This is a genomic window from Lactococcus sp. S64 (genome assembly GCF_016516525.1).
Lineage (GTDB): Bacteria > Bacillota > Bacilli > Lactobacillales > Streptococcaceae > Lactococcus > Lactococcus lactis.
Map to the genome: position 1 here is coordinate 434,121 of NZ_JACVUQ010000001.1, position 19,145 is coordinate 453,265.

General features: G+C 34.9%; 12 protein-coding genes. 3 read left to right on the forward strand and 9 right to left on the reverse strand.

Going from position 1 to position 19,145, the window contains the following annotated elements; translation table 11 throughout:
* The first annotated feature begins 36 nt into the window (after nucleotides 1-36).
* Nucleotides 37-450 carry a VOC family protein gene (locus IAE51_RS02020; protein ID WP_033899008.1) on the forward strand — a complete coding sequence of 138 codons (414 nt, stop codon included), beginning with the start codon at nucleotides 37-39 and terminating at the stop codon, nucleotides 448-450.
* Between the two features lie 102 nt (nucleotides 451-552).
* Here the strand turns inward: IAE51_RS02020 and IAE51_RS02025 are convergent, their stop codons facing one another.
* From IAE51_RS02025 to IAE51_RS02065, 9 genes are all read right to left on the reverse strand, one after another.
* A complete protein-coding gene (locus IAE51_RS02025; RefSeq protein WP_200094667.1) occupies nucleotides 553-4,665 on the reverse strand; it encodes a bacterial Ig-like domain-containing protein in 4,113 nt (1,370 codons plus the stop codon).
* A gap of 472 nt (nucleotides 4,666-5,137) precedes the next feature.
* A complete protein-coding gene (locus tag IAE51_RS02030; protein ID WP_129880870.1) occupies nucleotides 5,138-5,365 on the reverse strand; it encodes a DUF4176 domain-containing protein in 228 nt (75 codons plus the stop codon).
* Nucleotides 5,366-5,493: 128 nt separating this feature from the next.
* Complete coding sequence (locus tag IAE51_RS02035) at nucleotides 5,494-8,634, reverse strand: AAA family ATPase (RefSeq protein ID WP_180259689.1); 3,141 nt, start codon at nucleotides 8,632-8,634, stop codon at nucleotides 5,494-5,496.
* 2 nt (nucleotides 8,635-8,636) lie between these two features.
* Entirely contained in the window at nucleotides 8,637-9,809 is a 1,173-nt protein-coding gene (locus tag IAE51_RS02040; RefSeq protein ID WP_129880872.1) for an exonuclease SbcCD subunit D, read from the reverse strand.
* A gap of 151 nt (nucleotides 9,810-9,960) precedes the next feature.
* The gene (locus IAE51_RS02045) at nucleotides 9,961-10,899 is read right to left on the reverse strand and encodes a 2-dehydropantoate 2-reductase (RefSeq protein ID WP_021722833.1); all 939 of its coding nucleotides are present in this window, start codon (nucleotides 10,897-10,899) and stop codon (nucleotides 9,961-9,963) included.
* Between the two features lie 199 nt (nucleotides 10,900-11,098).
* Nucleotides 11,099-11,518, reverse strand: a complete 420-nt coding sequence (locus IAE51_RS02050) for a Spx/MgsR family RNA polymerase-binding regulatory protein (RefSeq protein WP_010905888.1) — start codon at nucleotides 11,516-11,518, stop codon at nucleotides 11,099-11,101.
* 186 nt (nucleotides 11,519-11,704) lie between these two features.
* A complete protein-coding gene (locus IAE51_RS02055; RefSeq protein ID WP_003131055.1) occupies nucleotides 11,705-11,869 on the reverse strand; it encodes a hypothetical protein in 165 nt (54 codons plus the stop codon).
* A gap of 326 nt (nucleotides 11,870-12,195) precedes the next feature.
* A complete protein-coding gene (locus tag IAE51_RS02060; protein ID WP_200094614.1) occupies nucleotides 12,196-15,534 on the reverse strand; it encodes an adhesive domain-containing protein in 3,339 nt (1,112 codons plus the stop codon).
* A gap of 346 nt (nucleotides 15,535-15,880) precedes the next feature.
* A complete protein-coding gene (locus IAE51_RS02065) occupies nucleotides 15,881-16,324 on the reverse strand; it encodes a hypothetical protein (protein WP_017864582.1) in 444 nt (147 codons plus the stop codon).
* A gap of 315 nt (nucleotides 16,325-16,639) precedes the next feature.
* On the opposite strand from IAE51_RS02065, the gene IAE51_RS02070 reads away from it, so the two are divergent.
* Both IAE51_RS02070 and IAE51_RS02075 read left to right on the forward strand, forming a co-directional pair.
* The gene (locus tag IAE51_RS02070; protein WP_129880874.1) at nucleotides 16,640-18,262 is read left to right on the forward strand and encodes an NFACT family protein; all 1,623 of its coding nucleotides are present in this window, start codon (nucleotides 16,640-16,642) and stop codon (nucleotides 18,260-18,262) included.
* A gap of 39 nt (nucleotides 18,263-18,301) precedes the next feature.
* Nucleotides 18,302-19,117 (forward strand): putative RNA methyltransferase, encoded by an 816-nt coding sequence (locus IAE51_RS02075; protein WP_129880875.1) that lies wholly within the window; start codon nucleotides 18,302-18,304, stop codon nucleotides 19,115-19,117.
* Nucleotides 19,118-19,145 lie beyond the last annotated feature (28 nt).

Consider the following 19,145-nt stretch of genomic DNA (forward strand, 5'->3'; position numbering starts at 1 on the left):
AGAGAACGTTTTCATTTACACAAGGAGGCAAACAATATGACAACTATGGTTTTTGTAAATTTTCCAGTATCTGATATTGAAGCATCAACTAGTTTTTATGAAAAAATAGGTTTTAAAAAGAATCCTAATTTCTCAGATGAATTGGTTAGTTGCATGGTTTGGGATGAAAATTTTTTTATCATGCTACTATCACATGCTCGTTATAAAACATTCATTGGTGAAAAAGAAATTGCGGATACAAAATCATCAAGTGCTGCATTAATTTCATTTACTTTTTCAAGTGCGCAGAGTGTAAAGGACTTTGGTAAATTGGCAGATGAAAATGGCGGAAAAAGCCTTTATTTAGATAATGGTATTTCTGAAGAAATGATGTATGGTCTTGAAGTCCAAGATCTAGACGGCAACTGTTTAGAGCCTGTTTGGATGAATTCTGAGATGGGAAAAAATTGATCTCATGAAAAATTTCTCTAACTAATAAAAAGGCTCTCACAAACGAGAGCCTTTTTTTATTTTAAAAAAGAAATCTTATATTTTATTTTCAAAAGAAACTAGTTAATTATTCTTTCTCCATGCAATTCCTCCAATTGTCAATACTGAAAGCAAACCTAAGCCAAGTGCCATCAACTCTGAACTCATTAATTCATCTGAGCCTGTAGTAGGAAGTGAAGCTCCAAACGGCTCCGATACTATTGGCGTACTAAGAACATTCACCTTGTTACGAAGAGCTGAATTATTACCAGTTGATATTGTAGGAACAGAGAGTGCAGTGTTCCAAACTTTTGAAAATGGTACTTTTTCTATTACTTTTACTCTCATATTATTTCTAAGAGTGTCATCTGTATTCACTCCATCTTTACCATTTTGACCATTGGCACCATCTTTACCCGCTACACCTGCTGGCCCTTGTGCTGAAACTCCCGTATCTTTTCCATTGATAAAGATATCTCCATTATTTCCAATTGTAAGTGTTGGACTTTCTCCGTCTTTACCATTTGTACCATTTGTACCATTTTGACCATCGGCACCATCTTTACCTGCTACACCTGCTGGCCCTTGTGCTGAAACTCCCGTATCTTTTCCATCAATATACCAATCACCATTTTCTCCAATGCTAATATCTGGCTCTTTACCCTCAGGACCTGTTGGACCAGTTACTCCTGGATCTGTGGTTCCGGTAGGAGGGACAACCGTGAGTGATCCTTCACCAGGAAGTGTTACACCTCCTGTTGCAGCTGAACTACTTATAGAACTTGAGGAACTACTAGCTATACTTGAATTATTAGTTGCACTAGAACTTTCAGCACTGTTATTAGAACTAGATGCAACATTACTGCTATTACTTGTCGAGCTAGAACTATTTGAATTGTTTGGTGCAACAACCGTCAAGCTTCCTGATCCAGGTAGAGTAATTGGGTCGGCAAAAGTAACTGTACTTGTCAATATGTCTCCCACAGGGATACTTGAAGCATCAAAGTTATAAGTCAAAACAACATGACCAGAACCGATATTATCAACTACCATATTTCCATGGGCGGTAGCAATAATTTTACCTGTATGGCTGTCATAAAGGGTCCCTTCCGTAGGTTGAAAAGTATTTGCGTCCATCATATCATTTTCAACTTGAACAAAATCATAGGCTAGTTGGTTTCCATCCGCATAAATTTGTCCTTGTAAATACGCTCCCGCAAGTTGGTGATTACCAGAAGCAACATAAACTGGCGCAGATGATTTATAAATTTTACCAGTTATAGGATCAATGTAACTATAATCTACTGTATAAGTTCCGACTGAGTTTGTATTAACGTATCCAGATACACTGAGTTCATCCAATGATAAACTCTTACCTCCAGTGATAATTGCAGAAACGAAGCCAGCATCTGGAGAATATTGATCCCCAACAAATACGGTTTGAGATTGGGTCGTAATTGTTACAGCACTAGTTGGAGCAATTATAGGGTTAATATTTTCATTGTTCATTTGATAGACAATTGTTGTATAACCAGCCTGTGTAGGAGCGCTGTTTAAACTTACTCCCGCAGTATTCCCTCCTTGCGTAGATGCTGCAGCAGTTCCCATTGTTGTAGTTGCTCCATTTAAAGTTGGTTTAACTACAAACGTTTCGGGTACAAACATACCATCCTGATTTGATCCTGTAACAGCTTTTTGACCTTGATAATAATAGTTTTCGTATGCAAGGTTTTGACTAATCTGACTGCTTGGGTCTTGTGCTGTAAACCCAACTGTCATAGTTGCAGATGCTGTTATTGTAGGAATAGCAGCTGTTCCTGTACCATTTGCACCAACATTCCCACCAAGGCTGAGAACACCATCAATCACACCAATACCAAATTGGATAGCATCAAGTGGGCTGCTTAAATTTCCTTGTATTGAACCAGCAATAGCAGAATTTGATAAATTAGCAATATTGCCTATTCCTGCTAAAGTTTGACCTAAAGAATACCCTATACTATTAGTTCCGCTTGTTAAACTATTTGTAATATCTGCTTGTAATCCTTGGACAATAGAATTATATCCTTTTAAAGCGGTACTATAAGCTGCCGTGGTTGTATTGAGTATACCATTCAAAAAGTTATCTACAATAGCAAGCCCTGTATAAGAAGTATTACTTGAGTAATCATCAAATAGATTTGTAATCGAACTTGGTAGAGTAACAATCGTTCCCAGTTCATTACCTACTGATTGGGTATAATTTGTCACAAGATTAGTTGCCCAGTTAGCTACAGCAGTAATAAAGCCATGACCACTTCCTTGAACGGTAAAGGTACCATCACCGTTATCAACAACTGGTGCAAGATAATTTTCAGTAAATATTCCGCTCGTTGGGGAGCTAGCATTTGCCAATACCTTTCCAGATTCATTAATAGAATTTATTGCAAACTGAACATTATTACCATACTGTTGTAAAGCTGTCGCTGCAACTGTAGTTATATACTGAATCTGAGTAGCAACATTATAAATTCCTTGTTCAAAACTAGTAGGATTAATTTTTAAAAGTTCACCAATAGTAGGTCCAGAGAAAAGTGCTCCTCCAGTAAGTGGATTTGGAATAGATATTTCAGTACCTAAAACTGTAGTAATTAAATTATTAAGTTGTTGTTGACCGCCATTTAAAATAGAATTAAATGACAACTGGTTAAAAGGCGAAAGAATAGTATTTACTGAACTTGAAATAATTCCATTCACATAATCTGTTGCTGAGAGTCCAACATACTTAAGGACGCTGTCTGGAACACTTACAGCTGGATCAATAACAGCCTCTAAAGCACCAGTAAAATATGTTGCAAGAGAGGAAGCTAAGTTACCATTCAAAATTTGATTGATTGTATCAGTAGTTGAAACCCAAGCAGAGCCCGCACCTGCAGCTATATCATTTACAAGGGAAGCCACACTTCCTACTGCACCTCCAAGAGTATTAGCTAAAGCTTCTGTCGTACTTGAGTCAGCAGTATATTGAATGCTAACCATTGCAGTACTGGCTGCTGAAGTGACGATATAGCCAGTTTCTTCTGCGCTCATCATATTTTGCATTGAAGCAATGGCTGTACTATTTGCAGTAATACTAGTCAATAGATTCGTCATCTGTGTAAGTAAAGAAGCCGCACTTGCATTAAATCCACCCACTGCAATTGCTTGTGATTCTGCGGCAGACAATGAAGCATAATCAATCGCCATAGAACTAGTAGTTTTTGACAAATCAGCAATCGAGGATGCAATAGCAGAATTTTTTGCAGTTGTAGAAGTTGATTGAACAAACCCTTCACTTCCAACCACATCGTTCGGATAGTAACTTTGAGCTCCTTCATTTATTATTTGATAAGAACCACCAATTGTTTGTGCCGTTGCATTATTTTTTACAGCGAGAGTTGTTGTAGTCCCTTGTAAATTAGCTGTCGATTCCTGATTTGCTACATAAATTACTTTGGTATCTGCTACTGATAGACCAGCCTCTACTAAATCAGAAGGGGCTTCAACTGTCCATGAATAATTTCCCCCAGACAGAATATCATTAGCTGGTTCTCCTGAAGGTACTATTTGAGTTTGCTTAATATCAAATGATGTTGAAGAGTTTGCACTACTACCAGCTTGTATTGCCCCATTATTATTCAATGCTGTGCTATTTGTAACTCCTAAAGCTGGTGAGGCTGAGGAATCAACTCTGTTAACAGAACTATTAACACTATAAGTTCCGTCAGTATTAGTTGTATTTTTAGTTTCTGGAAGTCCTGTTGGAGCTGCAGTAGAGCCTAAAGAGTTTGAAATTACTGAAGTTCCATCTTGTCTTAAAACAACGTTACTCGTACTCGTTACACTTGTAGAACTAGCCACACTTGAGGTAGCTGCTAAACTACTTGCAACCACCATATTTGAAGAAGTGATTGAACTTTGCAGTGAATTAGCATATGAGGCATTATCAGCGCCTGCGGTGGCATTAGATCCTAAACCTCCGGTTGCGGTATTTTCCGTCCCAGTAGCACCCGCTGAACTAAGAACTTGTCCATCTGCATGTACGTCTAGTTCAGTTCCTAAAGCACCTACTAATATAAATGCAATAACTGCAGAACTATAAAGCCAAGTTTTACCAGATTTCCAAGTACGAAATTGAGTGTTTACTTCTTTGAGATTTTCTTTCTTAAGTTTCTCCATAGTTTATTCCTTTTCGTTTAAAATAAAATTGTTTCACAATAACATAATACATTTAAATTAATAATAATTCAAGTCTTTGGAAGTATTATTCATATTTTGCTTTTATAAATAGTTTCCTTTTTGATATTTTTTTAAGACACAACCCTCTCCGATAAACAGTTTTATATAGATTACACTATAGACAAATAGTTTTTATTCATCAAAAACTCACTTTCTATAATGTATAATTATTCATAATTGTTAAAAAATCGAGTAAAAGCCTAATATCAACCTAATAGTTGCTATAAACAAATTATTTTCTTTCATTAAGAATCCAATAATACTTGTTGTATTTTTTTTAAAGCGAAATAAAAAGATTTCGACATACGAAAATTCTTATTTTTTGCCATCAACAGTAATTGTAAACAATAAAAAAAGCAAAAGATATAAAACCTCCTGCCTTTTCATAGAACTAACTCCATAATCTTTTCAATTAATTATCAAAAAAACCCATTTGAAAAATATAAACAACTTCTTCTTGATTAAAATAACGAATTGATTTGAGATCTTTATATCCTTCTGGTATTACTATTGCTGAATAGTCTAGCTCACTATTTGAATCTAACCCTACTTGCTTATAACCAATGATCATCAATTTTTCACTTCCACCAGCAAGTAAAACTACACTCCCAAGTGGCAGAAAATCCTTTAACTCCCTCATAATTTACAATTTCCCTTATTGCTTCTTCCTATAACTCTTATACGTTAGAGTAATTATAACATTTACCTGAACACAAAGCTACAACTGAAATAGAAATATTACATCATTTTTAGTTAGCATAAAAAAAATTATTTAATGACAGGTTTAATATTACTTCTACCATCCCCCATTTTATTTATGATAATTTGTTGTCCAATAGTTGCTTTCATTTCCTCTACATGGCTAATTACTCCAACTAATCTATTTTCACCAATTTGTTCAAGAGCTTGCATCGCTTTTTGTAATGTTTCTTGGTCAAGAGAACCAAATCCTTCATCAATAAATAGTGCTTCTATTTGGACACCATTAGCTGTATTTTGTACGACTTCACTTAAAGCCAAAGCAATTGACAATGCGGCTATAAATGTTTCTCCACCCGATAAGGTATCAGCTGAACGAGCCGCCCCTGTTTCATTATCATAAATATTAATATCTAAGCCATGATCCATTCGTCGATTATCTCCCTCACCAGCAAGTTCAAATCGATATCTATTGTTTGACAACTGATTAATAAAATGAAAGTTAGCATAATCAAGAATTTTTTCTAAATAATTTTGAACCACATATGTTTCAAGCCTTAGTTTATCTTCGGAAGCTCTACCAGAAATTGCATTATAAAGCTTAGTAATTGCAGCGTTTTTGCTAGCATCCTTTTCTTGTTCTTTTATGACTTTTTTTAATTCACTAAGAATTAACTTCGCTTGCTCTACTTCATTTTCAGCAGACACCAATTTTTTTTGCAAAAAAACATAGTTTTCATTTGTCTGTTTCTTTTCTTCTTCAATCGATGCAAGATTTGGTCGCTTTTTATTTTGAATTAATTGCTGAATATTTTTAATTTCGACTTTCAATCTTGCTTTATCTGCTTTATATTGTTCAACTTTTTGGGAAATCTGAATTAAATCATCATCATAAGCCCACTCTTTTAATATTTGAAATTCTGTCGTGAATGCCTCTTGCTCAGAAAATTTTTCTTTTATTTTTTCTTTATTGGCGCTTATCCTTTCAAGTAATGTTGCTTCTTGACTTTCAAATGAATTTAAGCTGGCCGTTTGTGAAGAAATTTTTATTTTAATATCTGAAAGTTGTGCCATTAGTTCTGACAGATTTTTTTCAAATAAATCAGCTTTTTCCATTAGCCTATTTCGCTTCCTTATCAAATTATAACTTGTTTCAGTAATCCCTATCTCCGTTATTTCAGCGTTTAAATTTTCTATCTGTCTATTAAACTCTTGATTACTATATTCAAAGTCTTTTACTTTTTCCTGTAATTCAAGTTTTTTTGACTCCAAATCAGCAAGCTTTACTTTTGTTTCATCATTTTTTACCTCTTCCAACTCTAACGATTTCGTTAAATTTAAAAGACTTTCCTCAATAGATACTTCATCAAAGGAATCCGGAAATATTTGTGAATAATCAGCAATAAATTCACTATAAAGAATTGAAAGTTCTTTTTCAAACTCATCTGCCTCTATTTTTTTCAAATCAAGACTAGATTTAAGTTCAGTCTTTAATTGTTGTAATTGTTTATTTTTCTCCAAAAGGACTGTTTGTTTCTTTTGTGATTCATCAATCTCTTTCAATAAATTTCCAAGTTCTTTATAAGAGCTTTCTTCAATAGTTTCTGTAAACGGATGTTCTAATGCACCACACACGGGACATGCTTCGCCTTCTTGCAACTCAGATTGCAGCTGTGCGATCATCAAGCGTCTTCTACCTTTTAATTTTTCATTATAAGCAAATTTAGCCTTTTCTAGATTGTCCTTATTTTCAGAAAGCGTTATTGTGTTTTCTTTTAATTTTAATTCTAACCCAACAATATCATCTTTTGAATGTTTCACTTTCTGAAAGGTCGGAATTAATTTCCCTCGAAATGTTAATTCTAATTGATTTCTCTCTTCTCTTTTATTAATAAAGTAATCATCAGAAATAACATCATCTTGAAGAGTTGAAATATTTTCGGCTGCTTGTCCCAAGTTAGCTTTAAAACTTTCTAGTAGTGTGAGATTATCAGCTTGCTCTAACTTTAACTCCTCTACCTTTGATTGTTTTTTTTCTACTTGAAGTGATAGCTGAATCTGGACAAATATTTTTTCTGCTGCTTTTTTATTCTCATTAATATTTTCTTGCTGTTTATTTAAGTCCTCTTTTTCTTTTGTTAATTTTTTCAAAAGAATTTCATCTTTTGCTTTTTCAGAAATTACCCCAGCAATATTATTTTTTAAACTTTTTGACTGTTTTATATCTTGTTCTAATTCATGAATACTTTCTTTTAAGGGAGAGGCCCATTTCAATTTTTTTAGATATTCGGAATTTTCTTCAAAAATAGCTGACTTTTCAATAATATTCTGCTGGTAATCATTTTCTAAATTATTTAGATTTTTAAACTGATTTTCTAATTCCAACGCGGATTTATAAGCTATTTCAAGCGAAGTTACTTTTTCTTCTTGTTCAAAAGTTTGACCTTCTATCTCATTTTTTCTCGCAACACGATCCTTCCATAGAGACGTGACTAGATCCCGTTTTTCTTGTTCAGCTGCATCCTCTAGTTCTTTTAACTCAATAGGATTCCAAATTGGTGATTCATATAAATTTTGTTGTTTTCGATCATGTTCTAAATAAACAGCATTCATCTCTGAATTTTTAGCCTTTATCTCATTGCTAAAAGATGTAAAAATGTAGGTACCAAATATTCTTTTTAATATTGCCTCTTTATCTGGAGTAGAAGACTTCAAAAATCTCGAAAAATCATTTTGAGGTAGAAGAATTATTTTTTTAAATTGTTCGGCATTCAGATGTAAAAGACGAGTGATTTCTTCTCCAACGTTTTTAGGATTTATTGCAATATTATTTTTCTCGATTCCTTGTACTCTATCTACAATAGCTAATTTCGCTGTTGATTTTTGAAGAGTAGATCCACTGCCTCGTTTCTTTGAGAGTTTTTGTTCAGGACTTCTTTCAATTCTGTATAAAAGATTTCCTTGTTCAAAATAAAAAGTCACGCTTGTCCTATCATCAGCTGTTGCAAACTGACTTCTCATTTCTTTGGCATCTCTATCACCCGTTGTTGTTCCAAACAACGCATATGTCATCGCGTCAAATATCGTGGATTTTCCAGCGCCTGTATCCCCACTAATTAGAAAGATAGGAGATTCATCTAGCAGTCGAAAATCTACGACAGAATTCTCATGGGGGCCAAAATAATTCATTTCCAAATATATAGGCTTCATTTTTATTTTTCTCCTTCTAATTCATTAAATGTACTTTCGATGATTGCTGTTTGTACATCATCTAGCGTTTCCCCTGTAGTAAATTTATAAAAACTAGAAAGAATTTCCACATTATCTAACGTTTCAATATCTTGACTCCTACTTCTTGTTAATTGTTTTTTTTCAAATTGATAGTCAAGTTCTATAATTGTTCCATAAATCTTTTGGAGTTGGGCACGTAAATTTTGTCCCACGAGTTTCGTCCGCTCAAAATTTTTAATTGTAATCGCAAACCAAGCTTTATTAAGTGGTTGCCTTTCATAAAAATCACGGTTTATTAGTTGCTCCCATTCTTCTTCAAGAACTACTAAATCTGTTTTAACTTGTAGTGGAAGAAAGTTAGAATTGAGCATTTTTTCTTTAATTTCAACAACAAAGATTCCTTTTTGTGTTGACGCTTCTTTGGTATTAAATTTTACTGGACTTCCCGAATACTGTACTTTATCACTTGGGGAAGCTAACCTACTATGAATATGACCTAACGCAACATAATCAAAATCTGCAAACTGTGAAACATTTAAGGTCGATAATCCACCTACTTTAGATGAGGTTTCACTTGTTAAAACAATTTCTTCTTTATGAGGACTCACCGCAAAATGAGTGACTAAAACCTGATTCTTCTTATTATTGAACTGACTTTTCATCTTAGAAATTACCAATGTCATCGCATCATCAATTGTCTTAATTTGTTTTGTGTCTTCTTCATCTAATCCCTGATTTAAAAAATATATTCTTGCATCCATTGGGTCAAAAAAGGGAAGTAAAAAAACCTGAGTTTCTTTTGTTTCCACTGGAATAAAGGCTTCCTCAAGAGATGTTCGTAGATGTAAATTATTAAAATCCAACCAGTCCTTAGCATAACTTAGTCTTTTGGCTCCATCATGATTCCCTGAAATCATATAAATAGGAAACTTTTCTATAATATTCATCTCTCTCAGCATCTGATTGAATGTTATGACTGATTCTGCACTCGGAACTGCTCGGTCATAAAGATCTCCAGCAATGATAATTCCATCAACTTGATTTTGTTTTGCCAAAGATAAAATTTGCTCAAATGCATATTTTTGTTCTTCCAATAAAGAAAAACCATTGAGTGTTCTTCCAATATGCCAGTCTGATGTGTGTAAAAATTTCATATCTCTATCCCCCAAAAATAATCTTAATCCTTATAATATTCACCTTTCATTATAACATTATCAAATAGTTTTATATTATTCATTGATAGAGTATCTGATAAAACAAAAATACTAGCATTAACACTAGTATTTCAATAAATTCAATTATTTATTATTTTGCTTTTAATAACTCTTCTTTGCTGTGAACTAATTGTGTTAAGAAATCACAATAAGGTGTGGCTACCTTATATTTTTTACCTTTACGTGAAACAGCCCCATTAATATAGTCAATCTCTGTCAATCGATTATTTTTAATCAAATCCTGATACATAGAAGGATAATGTAATCCAATTGTGGATGGATCAAAACAGGTTTCAACGTGCTGAACTACTTCAGCAATATCAAGGTTTACATTCTCAAATTTTGCTACTGCTGCAAATTCATTAACAATAGTAACAACCATATCATGTGCTGGTTTTGTTTCACCTAATCCGGCCATATTAGTGTCTAAAATAGTACAAAGCCCATTCATTGTTCCATTAACACAAGCTTTTCTATAAATAGAATAATGAATATTGTTAGAATATTTAGCATTCAGTCCCGATTCTGATAATATTTCTGCTAACTTTTTAGCTGTTTCTTCCTCACCTGAAATAAGATTTTGTAGCTCAACCGAACCATCACCAAATAATTTAGCTTTACCTGGACCTTCTAATCCAGCAGTCCACATAGTATTACCAATAAAGATATTATTTTTCGAAACATATTTTTCTATAGTATCTTCGTGACCAATTCCATTTAGTAAGCAAAGTACCTTGGTATGCTCGTCAATTAATGGTTTAATATCTTGTAGCATCTTATCTAATTGCATGGCTTTTGTAAACAAAATAATTAAATCTGTTTTTTCTTTAGAAGAAATCTCAGATTGTAACTCAACCGATAGATGAGCGGTGAGTTCTTCTCCATTGTAATTAGCTCGCAAACCATGCTCTTTAATCGCTTTAACGTGTTCAGGCCATCCATCTATAAGGGTTACTTCATTGCCACCTTTATGAAGCATTAAACCAAAACGACTCCCCATCGCTCCTGCACCGGCAATTGTAATTCTCATTTTATCTCTCAATCTACATATTTTTTCCATAAAATAACTGAATTCGCTATTTTTAAACGAGTTCAGTTATAGTAATTTATAGATAACAAATTATTTATAGTTAAAATTGTAGCTTTTTATTAGTCAAAAATCAAAAATTAACTTTCAAAATATAAGACAGAGATATTTTGAAAATTCAACAAACCCTCACTAGATATTCTTATTTTGCCTGATCCCAAATTCGAACATTTTCAATAGCGGTTATCAAGCCAAGCTGTCTGACTTTTCGTGGAAGAAATTTACGAATATCATCTTCGTTATAGCCTACTTGCAACCTATGTTCATCCACCACAAGTGGACGACGCAATAATTTTTGATTCTGAACAATTAACTCTACAAGTGAATTTAGAGTGAGCGCATCAAAATCAATGATTTTTGATAGTTTTTTATAAGCACTACTTCTTTTAGAGATAATTTCCTCTACTCCAGTTTCTGTTAATGAGAGTATTCTTAAGATATCTTTTTTTAATAAAGTATTTTCTAAGATACTTATCTCTTCAAATTCTAATTTGTTTGTAATTAACCATTGTTTCATTTTTTTACTTGAGCTACAGTTTGTCGAAGAAAATAATTTAATCATGGCATAATTTCCTTTTTTGTTTTTTATTATTTTTCTCTCATTTACAAATATATTATATTAAATCTTTCATTTTTTGTCAATATATATTATTATTTTTATTTAATTTTTTTGTTATTAAACTATAGTTTTTATGCATACCCCTATTAAATAATAAAAGCCATCATTTTGATGGCTTTTGTTTAATACTTATTTTCTCCCCCCAGAAGTTAATGTCTTAAATTTATGCTTCCATTCGTTTTGGAACCATCGATTTTCAAAGGTGTCTGCAAGCAGAGTATTTCTCTCTGTTTGTTGTTTACTATTTTTGACCACTTTTACTGATATTTTTTTAGACAATTGATTTCCTCCCATTAGTGCTCTTAGATGATTAACCGAACAGGCCACCTCTAAAACTACTATATAGCTTAAAAAAAATCTAAAGGATATAGAGAATCATTTCATTCTCTTAACGTAATTATACCAAAAAAATAACATTTTATGAAGAAAAAAGCTTACTTTTGATATAGATAATTTGAATACCCCATTAAATAACAAAAAAGCCAGTCGAATGGACTGGCTCAATGTTTGTAATTTGAAAAGAATTTCAGAGATGTCAAGGTTGGATATGCCTTGACTCTCTTATTCTATCGTATTTTATAAACTTTAACTAATTATTTGTTTGAAAAATTTTATTGGTGTTAGCTTTCATCCTCCTTTTTATTCTTATGCCAGAACAATAGACTACCAAGCAGAGATAGAATGACTGTTCCAATTACACCAAGCCAGCCAGTGTCTGCACCATTTGTTGCTGGTAATTTACCACTTGAGAAATACTTACCACCCATATTATCCCCACTATTACCTATTGCCATTCCAGAAGTCAAGGCCGGAATAATAAAGTCTGTTGGATCACTTACATTTCCTGCAGCATCAGTTGCGGTAGCCGTAAGTTGAGTACCCGGTTTAACCCCCGTCGGAAGTTTGATGCTATAGTTTCCATCTTTATCCACTATAGTAGTTCCCAAAACCTCACCAGTTGCTGGGTTTTTAATTGTTATTGTGGATCCAGGTTCCCCCTTACCACCAACCGTATAACCTGTATCAGTGTTACCAGTCACGGTATCTACACTTGGAGGATTAGGAGCTGTAGTATCTGACGGAGCCTTAGGATCAGCTGGAGTTTTCGCTGAGGTTGGAGCACTCACATTTCCAGCGGCATCGGTTGCTGTAACACTAATTGGTGCGTTAGGGCCGACTGAACCTGGAAGAGTAACGGTGTAAGCTCCTGCTTCATTCGCAGTTCCTGTTCCAACGGTTGCACCACTACCATCTTTAATTGTGACCGTTGAACCTGGTTCAGCTGTACCTGTAACCGTATAACCTTTACTACTATTTCCTGTCACATTTTTTACTGTCGGTGCTTTAGGGGCAATTGTGTCAGGATCTGCTGGGGTTTTCGCTGGGGTTGGATCACTCACATTTCCTGCAACGTCGGTCGCTGTGACACTAATTGGTGCGTTAGGGCCGACTGAGCCTGGGAGGGTAACCGTATAATCTCCTGTTTCATTCGCAGTTCCTGTTCCAACGGTTGCCCCACTGCCATCTTTAATTGTGACCGTTGAGCCTGGTTCAGCTGTACCTGTGACCGTGTAACCATTCGTGCTGTTTCCTGTCACATCACCTACTGTCGGTGCATCCGGAGCAGTGGTATCTGCTGGGTCTGTGACAACTAGAGTTTGAGTGACGTCTTCATAACCACCTGACGTATAAGTGACGGTGTAGGTACCTGCTGCCAAGTTACCATTAGTAACCGCACTTCCTGAAGTATTCGTGATAACTGCTGTGATCGGAACATCGGCACCTTCACTGTCTTTCAGAGTTGCTGGAAGAGTAGCCATACCGTCTGCGGCACCAATCGCTGAGGTCGTTGAGCTCAAGTTACCAGTTGGAGCTACGAGAACTGGACTTACTGGGTCTGCTGGAGTCGTCGCTGGAGTTGGATCACTCACATTTCCTGCGGCGTCGGTCGCTGTAACACTAATTGGTGCATTAGGGCCGACTGAGCCCGGAAGAGTAACCGTATAATCTCCTGTTTCATTTGTAGTTCCTGTTCCAACGATTGCCCCACTGTCATCTTTAATTGTGACCGTTGAACCTGGTTCAGCTGTACCTGTGACCGTGTAACCATTCGTGCTGTTGCCTGTCACATTACCTACTGTTGGTACATCCGGAGCAGTGGTATCTGCGGGGTCTGTAACAACTAGGGTTTGAGTGACGTCTTCATAACTAGAAGCTGAATATGTCACAGTATAAGTTCCGGCTGATAGCTGACCATTAGTTACTGTAGCACCTGAACTATTGGTAATGACCGAAGCTACCGGAACATCGGCACCTTCACTATTTTTCAGAGTGGTTGCAAGTGTAGCTGTTGCGTCTGTAGCACCAATCGCTGAGGTCGTTGCAGTCAAGTTCCCAGTAGGGGCTACGAGAACTGGATTAATCGGATCGGCTGGTGTTGTTGTTGGAGTTGGATTACTTACATTCCCTGCGGCGTCTGCGGCGGTTACATTAAGTGGGGCGTTAGCGCCGACTGAACCTGGAAGATTTACACTGTAACTTCCGTTTGGTTGAGTAGTGGCAGTACCGACCGTTGCTCCGGCTCCATTTTTGATAGTAATTGTTGAATTTGGCTCGGCTGTACCTGTCACCGTATAACCATTCGTACTATTCCCAGTCACGCTTGTGACAATTGGCGCATCTGGAGCAGTGGTGTCTGCTGGATCTGTAACAACCAAGGTTTGGATAACGCTAGAATAGCCTGCGGCTGAATATGTCACGGTATAAGTACCAGCTGACAACTGACCATTATTCACAGTAGTTCCTGAACTATTGGTAATGACTGAAGTTACCGGAATGTCTGTACCAGCATTATTTTTTAAAGTCGCTGGAAGGGTCGCTGTCGCATCTGACGCTCCAATTGCCGAGGTTGTTGCGCTCAGATTTCCTGTAGGCGCTACCAATGTTAAATTGACATCACCTGCTAAATAAACATAGGAAATACCATCTGCACCACTAAGAATATTGACATCCAATAAATTGGTTTGAACCGCTGATCCTACAAATTTGGCATCAATGTTACTTGCAATAGTAGTTGGTGCTGTAATCTTGGTCGGAATTGTAATACTTGTATCACCCAATGCTGAAGCGTTTAAAAGGAGATCTAAAATTCCACCAGTTCCATTAACTAATGGTACTAATACAGCATCGATTGCTGTAATGAGTGGAGGTTTAATTAAAGCTAAGGCAGTATTTGCCGCAGGAGCCGCCAAACCGGTTGCGGTTAGGCTATTAACAGCTGTTCGTAAATTTTGCAAAATAGCTGTGACGTTTTGGGATAAAATCGCTCCTATTCCGTCATTTAAAGGTGCACTAAGCATTGAATTCCCATTAAGTGTAGTTGGAGATGTAAAGGTTCCTCCACCAATATTTTGAATACCTTTTAGTAAATTCAATTGTGTCGTTACTTGTGTCAAGTTAATACTGGCTGCCGGATTGTTACTTAAAATTGTAGCAACCCCTGCAACAAAAGTATCTCCAGCACTAACAATCGCATTGATTAGCGCAATTTGATTGAAATCAATTGTGAGATTAGTTGTAACAGAAGTGTTTCCGTTCGCTACAACATATCCACGCAATTCTTGAGGAATGGCCAAAGCAGCGTATCTTGGGCCCGAGAGTAAAGAGACATTAGCTAAAGCATGACCTGAGATTGTAAAATCAACGTTGTGACTCCCTGAATTACTGGTCCATCGATTAGTTGTATTTGTACCACTATTATTACTTGAAGTGATATTTTGCAATAGGTCAATATTCAAGGCAGCTGCTTGTGCTGTGATCTGATTAGAAAGAAGGCTGTAAGCTGTTGGAATAACTACCGATGTCATTAATAGAGTTCCTGACATCGTTGCTGATAATACTTTACGTTTAGTAATAATTTTATTTTTCTTACGTGGTGGTTTTTGTTTCTGCATTTCCATTTTGTCAAATTCCTCCTAAATCGTTTGGGAAAATATCTTATGTTGATCAGGCATAAAATATTTTTAAGCAACATGTATTAAGTAATCTATTCTATACACTATTTATACATCATTTTTTTATAAAAAAACATAAAAATACTTTTGTTTTTGCTTGACTATTGCTGACTTTCACAAGAGCTTGTGTGAAAACAATTAAGTCTCAAATCCCCCGCTTTCAGGAACTTCTATCAATTTTAGATGACATTTTCAAAATAAAAAAAATCGCCAATGATAGCGATTTCTTTATTTTTGTATTTTTATTTTATTTTTGTATTTTTATTCTATATGATTTTATTTTGTATTTTATTTATTTCTCGGAATTTTCTTCTAACATTTTCATTCTACGCAAAAGTTGATGTTCTCCAAATAAAATTAGTAATAAAACCAAGCTCCAACCTCCAATTAGTCCTGCTGAATCGATAAGTGGTCGCCCAGTCTTTGAAATGAAAATACGAGTAGGATGGTCTTTAGCCACATATACAGTAATTTTTTTGCCATCATCTCCTAATTTTCTAAAATATACATCTAAAGGTCTTTTTTGATATTCTTTTCCTTCAAAACTGTATGTTACTTCATGGATTGCTTTAACCTCTGTTCCGTAAACAATTTTTCCTGAAACAGGTATTTTCTCTAAGTTTTTATTTGTTTGATGCAAGCCTAATAAAAAGAGAGCTCCTCCAAGCATTGCCACAGCAACGACAAACATGATAATCCGTAGAATACGCTCAACTATGCCGACAATTTTATTCATTTAATTATCCTATATTTTCTAATTTACTAATTTACTAATTTTCCTGAACTTATTTCTATTTTATTTTAACATTTTTTACTGATAAAAGTTACTTTCTCACTTATCCAAAGTTTTTTCAAAACTTTTGAAAGAAATACAAGCCCTTCTTTAATAATAGAAGAAAAATTACTCTTTTTTTGGTAAAATTGGCATAGAAATAATTATAAAACTTCTCATATTTACTGACAGGTTTGTCAATAAATTGAAAAGATATAATCACTCCCTAATTAACAGTGAAAACTGCTTATAAGAATTATAAAACGAAAGAGGCACCTAATGTCCTTTGATGGTATTTTTTTACACCACATGACGGCTGAACTTCAACCGCTGGTTGGTGGACGTATTCAAAAAATTAATCAACCTTTTGACCAAGAACTTGTTCTAACAGTTCGGTCAGCTGGTAAATCTCATAAACTTTTACTCTCAGCCCACCCTGTTTTTGGTCGTGTTCAGCTGACCAAAACTGATTTTCAAAATCCACAAAATCCAAATAATTTCGTGATGATTTTACGCAAATATTTGGCTGGTGCTTTTATTGAACAAATTGAACAAGTGGGCAATGATCGTCAGATTATTTTCCATATTTCAACCAAAGATGAAATTGGTGACAGTTTAAAAATTGCTTTAATTACAGAAATTATGGGTAAACATAGTAATATTATTCTACTAGAAAAAACTTCGCAAAAAATTATTGAATCCATTAAACATATTGGCTTTTCACAGAATCAATATCGCACAATTCTACCAGGTTCAACTTATATTGCACCACCTTTAAATACTGCTATTGACCCTTTCAAAGCTACTGACGAAGAAATTTTTGAAGCTTTACAAACTGAACAATTACAACAAAAATTACAAGGAATCGGACGTGATTCTAAAAATGCGTTGACAGGTCTGTCAGTAAAAGAATTCAATGAAAAATTACTGACAGTCACTCCATCAATTTATCCTAACGATACTTTTTCCAGTATCAAACTTGCTGACGAATATGTAAGTTTTGACAGCCTCTCTGAAATGCTTGATACTTACTATGCGGATAAGGCCGAACGTGACCGTGTTAAACAGGTTGCTGCTTCTGTCATTAAAAAAATTCAAAATGAACTGAAGAAAAATCGTGATAAATTAAAAAAACAAGAACGAGAATTACTTGCGACTGACAACGCTGAAATTTTCCGTCAAAAAGGTGAACTGCTTAATACATTTTTGAATCAAGTTCCTAATGATAAAACAAGTGTAACTTTGGAAAATTACTATACTAATGAACCAATTGAAATTGCTCTAAATCCAGCTTTAAGTCCTGTTCAAAATGCTCAACGTTACTTTCATCGTTATCAAAAATTGAAACAAGCCGTCAAATTTTTAGGAGAGCAAATTGCTAAGACCAAGGAAACGATTCATTATTTAGAATCTGTTGAATCAAATCTTGAAAATGCTGACGTTGCTGAAATTGCTGATATTCGTGAAGAATTAATTCAAACAGGCTATATTAAGCAAAAATATCGTAATAAAAAGCAAAAAATGCTCCCACCAGAAAAATATCAAGCTGAAGATGGAACAATTATTTTAGTAGGTAAAAATAACTTACAAAATGAACAAGTCAGTTTCAAACTTTCACGCCGTGGCGATCTTTGGTTTCACGTTAAGGATATTCCGGGAAGCCATGTTTTGATTACAGGAAATGCAAATCCATCTGATGAAACAATTACTTTTGCTGGGGAATTAGCAGCTTATTTCAGCAAAGCACGTTATTCCAACCTTGTTCAAGTGGATGTTTTAGATGTAAAAAAATTACACAAACCAACAGGAACAGCTCCAGGGTTTGTTACTTATGACCGTGAAAAAACGATTCGAGTGACTCCTGACGAATCTGTCATTAAATCTCGCAAAATTGGTAAGTAAATTTTACTGACAAAACTTAATTTTTATATTGGAGAACAAATGTCTGAAATCATCAGCTGCCCTGTATGCAGCCACTTGCTCATAAAGGAACAAAATACTTATAAGTGTGAAAATAACCATACTTTTGATTTAGCTAAGGAAGGTTATCTCAACCTTCTTTTAAATGCCAAAAAAACTTCTGGCGACTCAAAAGAAATGATGGCAGCCAGACGCGACTTTCTCGCCAAAGGCTATTATGAAAAACTATCAGATAGAGTTAATCAAAGACTTAAAAAATCTCATTTAACTGACCAAGCTATCCTTGATATTGGTTGCGGCGAGGGCTACTACCTTTCACGCTTCCAAAAAGAAATTGCTCCGAAAGCCTCTAATTTCTATGGAATGGATATTTCTAAATTAGGAATTCGCATGGCGGCTAAAAAAAATCCGATGATTCATTGGTTAGTCGCTAATTTTGCCAAACTTCCTTTCAAGGACAAATCTGTCAGCACCGTTTTATCAATGTTTGCCGAATATTCTGTTCTAGAAATCGACCGAATTCTTACTGACGACGGAAATATTATTATTGTCAGAGCCGCAAACAATCATCTTATCGAATTAAAAAATATTATTTATCCTGAAATTCATGAAAAAGTAAAAACTTCATCTATCAAAACTTTCCCCGGCTTTTGCGTTGAACAAGAAAATTTTTCATATAAAGTTACCATTCAATCTACCGAAGATTTATTAAGTCTGCTATTGATGACACCACATTATTGGAAAATCAAACCAGAAGGAATTGAAAATTTAAAGAAATTTGAATCCTTGGAAGTAACAATCAGTATTGAAATTGATTTATTAAAGCGACAAAAATAAATCTTTTTAACTGAAAAATAACTGTATT